Raw genomic sequence first — 8,390 nt, forward strand, 5'->3', positions numbered from 1 at the left:
GGACCAATGCCGGTCATCACGTCGCGTTCCGGCAAATGACCATGGCGCACCAGGCGTGCCCGCCCGTCCTCGAGCTTGTCCCCGGAAAAGGCGTTCATGAGCGCGGCCAGCTCGGCGTGGATTGCCTGTTCGATCAGCTTGCGCGCTCCATCGCGCAGAACGTCGGTGAACGGGTCGGAGCCAAATCCTGATGGATCGGGCAGTTCTGTGATGGTAGTCTCTGGCATGTGGCATATCCCTTTCTCGGCTGAGAATTGACGGCGTCTGAACACCGCCATGATATGCCGCCCCTCAGGGCATCACCAACTTTCGCGTGTTTCTCCACCTGCGCGGTGCCCGGGCCCTCGGGAAGTGAGGCCAAAGCCTCACCCGAAGGGATCGTACTCCGAGACGATCACGACCTCGTCGCCGTCGATTTCATCGGCGGGGACGGCGCCGAAGGTTCCATCCCCTGCCTGGAAGACGACGATCGAGACCATGAGCGTGGCGGCGAGGGAGACGGCGAAGGCGTGTGCATCTTTGCGGGACATCTGTTTGGCTCCTGTCTTGGAGGCGGGGGACCATCCCCCGCGCGACAGGACCTCGAAGGCCCGAATACTGGCTGACATCACCGGGTGCGTTCGGCTCGTCCGAATCCGCCCGGCGGCACGGGCTCGCCCGTAGTCCGACCCCTCGCGGGTTGATCTCGAAGACAGAATTTGGGCCAAGGAAGGGAATGGCGAGCGGGGGATGGTGCCCTGACGACTGGAGCCGGTTGTCCCGCTGATGCTTTTGCCGCCAGCCTCCCGGCCAAGCTCTTGGTTGAAGACGTCCTTCCTTGGGGATGGTTCCTTTGGCGCCCCGCGAACTCAAAGGACGAGGTTGTGATGGTTGAGAGGCCCGCGCTTGGGCGGGCCCCTCGGTTTCAGTGGGCTCAGGCGGCCAGGTCCGCGCCCCCTGCCCTTTCGCCATCTTCATCGCCAACGATTTCAAGTCGCGCATTGCGGTATCCTTCCTTGGCGATCCAAAGCTCGGCCGCGGTGATGGATTCCGCCAGATGCAGCAGCTCGGTGTTGCCGCTGAAGTCGAGGAGCACGCGCACCTGCCCGGGCTTCGGCTCCTCGGCCACCTCGAAGACCAGGGCGCTGTCAGCCGAATGGCTGCGCATGATGGTGACGAGGATCACCCCCTCCGAGGAGAAGTTACCCTCATGCAGCGTGAACGACGCGGGAGCCGTCCAGGTCGGATAGGACCGGGGTGGTTCCTTTTTCACAAGACGGCCAACGCCGTTCGAGCGCTCCCAGGCTGCAAGCTTCTTGGTGAAGCGTGCCGGCGGCTTGGGACTGCCGTCGGTGTAGCGAATGAGCGCCCCGAGGGGGGCGGTGTCGATGATGGTTGTTGCAGACATGATTCCTCATTCCGAATGCGAGTAATCGCACTCATCTTATTGATATTGTTACGTTATAGGGTGATTTGGGGGCGGAATCTCCGCCCCCCTCTGGATCACGTTATTCCGCGGCCAGCATCGACGCACCTTGAGCAGGCAGGTCATCCGTCAGGAATGCAGGAAGGTCAGCTTCACTGACGCTGTCAGCCGCTTCGGCATCCGCCCCCTGCCCTTCGGCATGGTCCTCATCGTCCAGCGCCACGAGATCGTTCCGGCGCAGGACCTCGGGCAACCAGCCGCTGCCCTTCAGCAAGCGCTCGGCCTCACTGGCCATCTCGCCTTTCTTCAGGTGATCGAGGAGTTGGGCAGTCCCCTCCCCTTTCGCCTCGCGCACGGCCTCGAGGATACGGGCCTTGGGCACGCGGTTGAGATAGGTGTCGACCGTCGGCTCCCAGCCCGCCTCGACCATGTCGAGATCTGTGGCACGCGCCACGAGATCGGAATGCGCCATCCGCCGGGTCAGACCGCCTGCGGAGATGCCTGCACCGTATGGGTTCACCTTCTCATGCAGCGCGTTGACGCCGAAGCTGAGGCAATGCGCCAGCAAGGCCAGCCGACTGCCCTGATCGAGGACCGTCAGATAGTCCCAGAGCGCTGCATCATCGCCAAGCGGAAGATCGGCTTCCCATTCCGCATGACGCTCGTCGACCAGCTTCGCCACCACGCTGTCTTTCAGATCGGGCGCTTGCGCTGACATATAGACCTGACGCACGGATGCCTCGAGACAGCTGCCCGAAGCAGATGAGGTGCGGAAGGTGTCCGTCACCAGCTTCAGGAGCAGGAGTGTCAGCGCGACATCCGGCGAGCGCCCGATCGCTTCACGCAGCGCCAGCGTCCGGTGGGCCGTCAACTCCATGACCAGCCGCTCGGGCAGCGGCTTCAACGCCCCGTCGTCCTCATCCTCCGGCAAGTCAGCTCCGATCGGCTGACCACCCGACATGATGACGGTTCCGCCAGGAGCGGCACTGACATGGCTATCGGTGAGATTACGATCATCCCCCCGCCCCGCCACCGCAGGATCAGTACCATCCTGGACCGCGGTCTCGTCAACGGGCTCATCCTCTGGACGCACATAGCCGCGATAGACGGCCAGCGCGCCGTAGCGGTCGAGCGTGACGAACGCCCCTGCCCGCCCGATCTCCTCCGCGTCGAAGATCAACGGCCGGGTCTCGATCTTTTCCATCTCCGTTTCCAATACGCCAAGCCGCGTGTCGATCTCGTCGGGGATGTCATCCTGATCCGCGTATTCCTCCTCGAGCGCTCGGTACTCGGCGAGCAGCTTGGCATGAGCTGCACCTTCGTCATCCGTCATCGGTGCCGGATCACCCGACAGAGAACGCAGCCCGTGGCTGTAGCCGTAGGGCAGGTCGAGTGCGACCTCGACCCATTTCCAGCCCTCAACCGCAACCGTTTCAGCCTCGGCTTGGAGTTTTTCCATGACCAACCGATCGAGCAGGGCAGGGTCCTCGAGCCAGCCACCGTCATCGCCCTGAAAGAGGTCATGCAGCATCGTGCCGCCCGCTGCTTCGTAGGCCTCAACACCCACAAAGACCGCACGCCGGTCGGACGCCCGGACCGAGGTCTCTGTCAGCATGCGCCGGATTTGGAATGGCTCCTTGTTCCAGGATGAATGGATCACATCCCAGACCTGAACCTGACGCGCATGATCGGGGTTCACGGTGAAGGCCATGAGCTGCTCCAGCGTCATGCCATCCTCGGCATAGACCTCAAGCAGTGCAGGGGCGACGGAGGCGAGTTTCAGGCGTTGCTTCACGATCTGTGGCGTCACGAAGAAGGCCGCAGCAATCTCTGCATCGCTCTGACCCTTGTCGCGGAGGGACACAAACGCGCGGAACTGGTCGAGCGGGTGCAGGGCGACGCGCTGCATGTTCTCGGCCAAGGAATCGTCCTCGGCGAGGATGTCGGACGCTGCATCCCGCACGATGCAGGGAATGGGTGTCGTCTTTGCCAAACGCTTCTGCTTCACCAGCAGGGACAACGCTTGGAACCGCCGTCCACCGGCCGGGATCTCGAACTTGCCGGTCTCGGTCCCATCGTCAGCCAAGACGTGCCGCACGCTCAGGCTCTGCAAGAGGCCGCGGCGGCCAATGTCTTCGGCCAGTTCCTCGACGGATACGCCAGCCTTGATGCGCCGCACGTTGGACTGGCTGAGCACCAGCTTGTCGAAAGGGATATCCCGTGAAGGGGACAGGGTGATTTTCTGGACAGGTTTCGCCATCAGTTTTTCTCCACGACGGGCGTCGGAAGCCACTCTCCCGATCTCACTTCCCGTCAAACCCTTCACAACCACTCTCTCCCTCTAAGCTGGGTTAGAAAGTTGGCCATGGCCAACTAAGGTATGTTTGGTAGCTGAAATGATTCGAGCTAGGTATGCGTCAGGGTTGGAGATTTGCTCTGCACTGCCAGCAATCTGGTTTTGGACCATTAGTGTTTTCGCGTAACCTATTGTTGAAATCGCTTTCGTTAGGGTAACCTGAGCTATTCTAAGCATCTTTCCAAACTCGAAGATTATTTGCACCATAGCGCGCTCTGTTCGAGGCGTACTGGGATAGAACTCAGACAGGACTGTCAGACTGTTCCAAAACTCTGTGTTTGAATCTGGCGTAGTTTTTTTTGTATATGATTTTTGTGGTTCTTTGTGCCGGACATTTCGACCGTCTGTGGCGGTCATTCTGGCTGTATCATCAAGGTTCTGTTGTGGCTGATTTATGGTGGTGGTTTTAGATTCTATCGTGGCAACAGGTGCTTGGGTTCCTTCTGTATTGGCCTGATCCACGCCCATGAGAACGTCTGTAAGCTTGTCAATGATTGCGCGGGCTTGCACTAGCGTCGTACTGGCGCGGCGCATGATGTTGCGTGTTCCTTCCAAGAAAGTACTTACGTCTTCGCCTACGGGTAGTCTTAAACATTCCATACGCAGCTTCTGGATATAGGAGCGAAGACCGCGCAGCTCATCGGCTTCCTGACGACGCTTTTGGGCGAGGGCAAAAAGTTCTTCTGCCCGTGCCAGGAGAGGGGAAAGGTCAATGCCGAATGCGCCGATAACCTTCCCGCCGCGATGAATTGGGAACCGTTTCCCGTTAGCACTGTCTTTGCGTTGGATCAGCCCAACTTCTTCTAGGCGTTCTAAATGACGCCTGAGCTGTCGCTCGGTGATCCCCTTGGCTCGAAAGCAAAGTGTATTATTGGACGCGTAGACGGTAAGCAAAGTTAGTGGCGAAATAGGTCTATCGAGACCTGATTTGGAATCTTTGCAAGGGAGGCAGCTGAGTAGAGCATCAATCACCATAACAGAGGCTGCGCGCAGTCCGAGGTCTTTGGAGACGGTGTTGACCGCGGCCATCAAATCTCGCCTCGTGATCGGTCTGAAAGAAGGTTGCTGCTCGATGCTGCCCATTCCCGCAAAGGCAATGGGCTCCTGCAAGGCACAGTTATCCTGCGCCTCGACTGCTGAAGTCGCGACTTGTTCCTGTTTCATATGATTTCAGACGGCAAAATGCGACCGGGCACCGAAATCGGTGTTGCAGTGATTCGTTTTTGGGAGTACCAATATAGTGCTAGTAAATCGGGACCCTCTGGAGAGCTTCACCGCCTTCGGGGGGTTTCTTTTTGCGCGCTTGTCTGCCTCCTTGTTGTTTGCTTCTATCTTTTCCATAGGTTGGCCACGGCCAACCGTAACGAAATCAATGGCTTATCGTTTGTGGATCTGCGCCAGCTTCATGGATTCTTTTTCCACTCGTCGTAGAGTCTCTCAAGGTTGGCTTCGACAAAACCGATGAAGCCTCGTTCTTTCTGTTCCGATACCTCGATCATAAGGCGCTTGCCCTTTGCCTTAAACGAGACCGGCCTGTCCTTTAATCTGGACAGTGGGTTAGGAGAGGCAGCATTTGCCGCCAAACCTACAGCCTTTTTGCTCTTGCCTTCAGCAGCCTGAAGCGCCTCAATGAGAGCGCTCAGCTTTTCAGTTGGCGTACCATTGTCAGGAACCAGCGAGAGCATTTCAGCGTCTGTCACAGCAGTTTCGATCTTGATGAGTCGCCTGAGTTCGAGCCACGGTCGCCGCCCTGCCTCATGAGCAGCGCCAATTGCATAGATCAGCACATCAGGAAGATCGCGCGCTACACTTATCAGCTTGCTGAGGGTTCCCTTGTCGACTGCGAGGACATCTCCGATTTCAGCCCTAGTGAAACCCTGTTCTTCGAGCTTGATTGCGAAGATAGCTTGTTCAATGAAACTTCGTTCGAGGCGAGCGGAGTTTTCTAAGGCTTGAGAGACAAGTGCCTCACGTTGGTCCATTTCCTTGATGTAGGCTTTGACCTTGATCCCAAGCGCCCGACAGGCTGCGATTCTTCTGCGACCATAGACAACTTCGTAGCGAGGGCCGACTCCACGCCGATACCGAAGCAGGGCAGGAAGCTGTTGACCAGAAGTCCGGATCGACTCAATGAGATCGTCAAGCCCCTCGGCCACGTCAAACCTGTCTGCAATTTCGGAATCCGAGATTTCGCTGACATCCACTTCTTGGGCAGCTTGGGCCGAAACTTGAGAGAGCACGTCTGACATGCTTTTCAGCGAGCGAGGGGCTCCTTCGCCGGGCTTCTGGTCGTTCTCCTCGACAGCCGCAGAAGGTTTGGAACCCATTTGCGCTAGGCTTTTGGCAAGTAGATCACGCTTCATTGCTGCCTCCTCGACCCCATGCGGATTGGATCATCTTTTCGATATCGTTTGAGAAGCTGATCACGGATTCCAAGGCGCGATCATAAGTCTTCCGGTTCTTCGAGCCGGCAAGATCCACCTCGAAGATTGTCTTCTGGGACAAGCCAGCTTCGCTTACGGCAGACGACTTAACGAATGGGGACTTGATCACACTGTCACCAAGCAACTGCCTGATCCATTCGGCCAAATCTTGCTGCGTACTTATGGCTGTGTCAAACCGGGTCAGCAGATACGCAAAATTGTCGTAGGCGCCGATCCCTCCGTTGGAATGAAGTACTTCCAAAACACCAGATGCCATGGTGAGAAACTGGCTGGCTGAAGCGAGGTCTACGCGCTCGGGGATAATGGTCATGAGCAGTGAAGTTGATGCGCATACTGCCGACATCGTGAGATATCCAAGCTGAGGGGGGCAGTCGATGAGGATAACATCGTACTCGTCCTCAACCTGGCGTATCGGATCTCGAATCCGATTGAAAAACACCGGCTGCTCACCACGGCTCAATGCCATAGGGGTCTCTGTTTCAAACTCCGAGAGCATGATCCCTCCAGGAACCAAGTCCAGATTGGGAAAGTAGGTCTTACGTAGAACGTCGGTGATCGGGACTCGGGATATTTCGCCGTCGTTGTAGCGGATTGCATCATAGAGCGTTCCGCCCTTACGGAAATCGATCTCGGGCTGATATCCGAAAAAGGTCGTGAGCGAGGCTTGCGGATCTGCGTCGATCAGACACACACGATAGCCGCGTAACGCTAGCCTCATCCCAAGCGTTACGGTCGTTGTCGTTTTGCTCGAGCCGCCTTTGAAGTTAACAGTGGACCAGATTTGCAGTTTGTCGCCCTGACGTCGACCAGGAAGGAACTGGTAGGGGTCTTTAGCGTTCTGTGACAGAATATTGCGGATCTCGAGAATCTTCTCGGCGGTGTAGAGGCGTTTGTTGTTAGAGCCTTGCTCGACATCGGGGATGCGATCGTCGAAGTGAGCTTTTCGCAGATAGCCATCGCTTACACGCAACAACTCTGCCACTTCAGCGGTAGTGAAGCTCCGAAGCGTCTTTTCTTCTTTTGGCGCTAGGAAGAGCTTGGACATGTGTTCAAGGGCTTCGGAAAGCCGGTCTGCGTCTGCTCTTAGTTTATCATGCAGCACTGGATGCATTTTTGTTCGTCCGCCTCACATCGTCCCGTCTGCGTTACTCGATATAGGCTACCGTTCGGAGCATCGGGAAACGCGAAGGACGTATTTTTTCTTCTTTTCACGTTACAGCTATGACGCGAGAAATGGGGAAACTCAAGAAAAAATGTTTGCGGCCGTCTTGTGCTGACGGAGGAGGTAACCACCATATGAAGCGCTGACGTTAAGACAGCGCATCATGACTTCATGCTAAGCAGTTGGTTTAACTAGATTATCTTATACAAGATTTATCCACAGGACAACATTTCACCCCGGCGAGGGTGAGCAGTTGAAACGTCACTACCAGCTTCAGTAACGCAATTCATGCCGCTCTGACCACTTATAGGTTCTTTAGCGCAGCTCTGGCGATTCCTTTGTACAGCCCAAAGTTTGAACGATCTAGTGACTGCTGTATGCCGTATCCCGTTACTTAGAGAGTAAGCCTAGGCGTTGAGCACGCTCCAGCAACATCTTGACCGAAGACGGTTGCCAACTGGTTCGCCCGCGCGGTGTGCGTTCGCGCATCGCTTCTAAGCGGACGCAGATCGCCTGTAGCGTGATATCAGGGTCTGCACCCTTGATGGCGGCGACGATGGCCGGCAGGCGGTCGTCCGTCTCGCGTCGCCCGGCACGGCCAAGAACGGCTTCAGACAGGAAGCCGTCGCGCACGTAGGCCTTCACGGCACGCCGCAGGCGGCTTTGCGTCCAGCGACGCGCTTCGGGCAGGGGGGCATTTACGATGCGCAGCACATCTTCCCAGGCCATGTCTGGGCGCAACCGGCGGACATGTGGCACCCAATCCTGCGCCGTCTCGTTCAGGCGCTCCATATATCCATCCTGGCGCGCCAGACGGACCTTGCGCAACGCTGCAGGATCCTTGGCGCGCAGACCAGGGTTCCCACCGACGCGTCCCTTGTTGCGTGCGCTGGCCAGCCCCGCTTTGGTACGCTCACGGATCAGCGCGTGTCGCGTTTAGTTCCCGATTTCAATTGAAGCAGTAAGCTGAAACTGAAGCGCTGGAATTTCATCTTAGCGCTTCACCAAACACGTCAAGAATTG

General features: G+C 57.3%; 6 protein-coding genes and 2 pseudogenes. All 8 read right to left on the reverse strand.

Translation table 11 applies throughout. The features are described from left to right. Window positions 1-227: pseudogene (locus BLR51_RS26135) on the reverse strand (IS256 family transposase); the annotation flags it as partial. Between the two features lie 138 nt (window positions 228-365). Further along, the gene (locus BLR51_RS27900; RefSeq protein ID WP_165616949.1) at window positions 366-530 is read right to left on the reverse strand and encodes a hypothetical protein; all 165 of its coding nucleotides are present in this window, start codon (window positions 528-530) and stop codon (window positions 366-368) included. A 383-nt stretch (window positions 531-913) separates the two neighbouring features. After that, on the reverse strand, window positions 914-1,387 hold the full coding sequence (locus tag BLR51_RS26140) for a UCP036055 family protein (RefSeq protein WP_009827215.1): 474 nt from the start codon (window positions 1,385-1,387) through the stop codon (window positions 914-916). A 100-nt stretch (window positions 1,388-1,487) separates the two neighbouring features. Then, window positions 1,488-3,665, reverse strand: a complete 2,178-nt coding sequence (locus BLR51_RS26145; protein WP_089852473.1) for a ParB/RepB/Spo0J family partition protein — start codon at window positions 3,663-3,665, stop codon at window positions 1,488-1,490. Between the two features lie 81 nt (window positions 3,666-3,746). Beyond that, the gene (locus BLR51_RS26150) at window positions 3,747-4,925 is read right to left on the reverse strand and encodes a helix-turn-helix domain-containing protein (protein ID WP_009827217.1); all 1,179 of its coding nucleotides are present in this window, start codon (window positions 4,923-4,925) and stop codon (window positions 3,747-3,749) included. Between the two features lie 239 nt (window positions 4,926-5,164). After that, window positions 5,165-6,124: a plasmid partitioning protein RepB gene (gene repB / locus BLR51_RS26155; protein ID WP_009827218.1), complete on the reverse strand. Its 960-nt coding sequence runs from the start codon at window positions 6,122-6,124 to the stop codon at window positions 5,165-5,167. Then, the gene (repA, locus tag BLR51_RS26160) at window positions 6,114-7,316 is read right to left on the reverse strand and encodes a plasmid partitioning protein RepA (protein WP_089852475.1); all 1,203 of its coding nucleotides are present in this window, start codon (window positions 7,314-7,316) and stop codon (window positions 6,114-6,116) included. The genes repB and repA overlap by 11 nt, the downstream gene beginning before the upstream one ends. Before the next feature lie 441 nt (window positions 7,317-7,757). Further along, a pseudogene (locus tag BLR51_RS26165) lies at window positions 7,758-8,294 on the reverse strand (recombinase family protein); the annotation flags it as partial. Window positions 8,295-8,390 lie beyond the last annotated feature (96 nt).

It is taken from the genome of Salipiger marinus (assembly GCF_900100085.1).
In the GTDB taxonomy this organism is placed as follows: domain Bacteria; phylum Pseudomonadota; class Alphaproteobacteria; order Rhodobacterales; family Rhodobacteraceae; genus Salipiger; species Salipiger marinus.

Bases quoted from the DNA above. Each gene is read 5' to 3' on its own strand.
- BLR51_RS27900 (WP_165616949.1), bottom strand. From the start codon at position 530: ATGTCCCGCAAAGATGCACACGCCTTCGCCGTCTCCCTCGCCGCCACG.
- BLR51_RS26140 (WP_009827215.1), bottom strand. From the start codon at position 1,387: ATGTCTGCAACAACCATCATCGACACCGCCCCCCTCGGGGCGCTCATT.
- BLR51_RS26145 (WP_089852473.1), bottom strand. From the start codon at position 3,665: ATGGCGAAACCTGTCCAGAAAATCACCCTGTCCCCTTCACGGGATATC.
- BLR51_RS26150 (WP_009827217.1), bottom strand. From the start codon at position 4,925: ATGAAACAGGAACAAGTCGCGACTTCAGCAGTCGAGGCGCAGGATAAC.
- repB (WP_009827218.1), bottom strand. From the start codon at position 6,124: ATGAAGCGTGATCTACTTGCCAAAAGCCTAGCGCAAATGGGTTCCAAA.
- repA (WP_089852475.1), bottom strand. From the start codon at position 7,316: ATGCATCCAGTGCTGCATGATAAACTAAGAGCAGACGCAGACCGGCTT.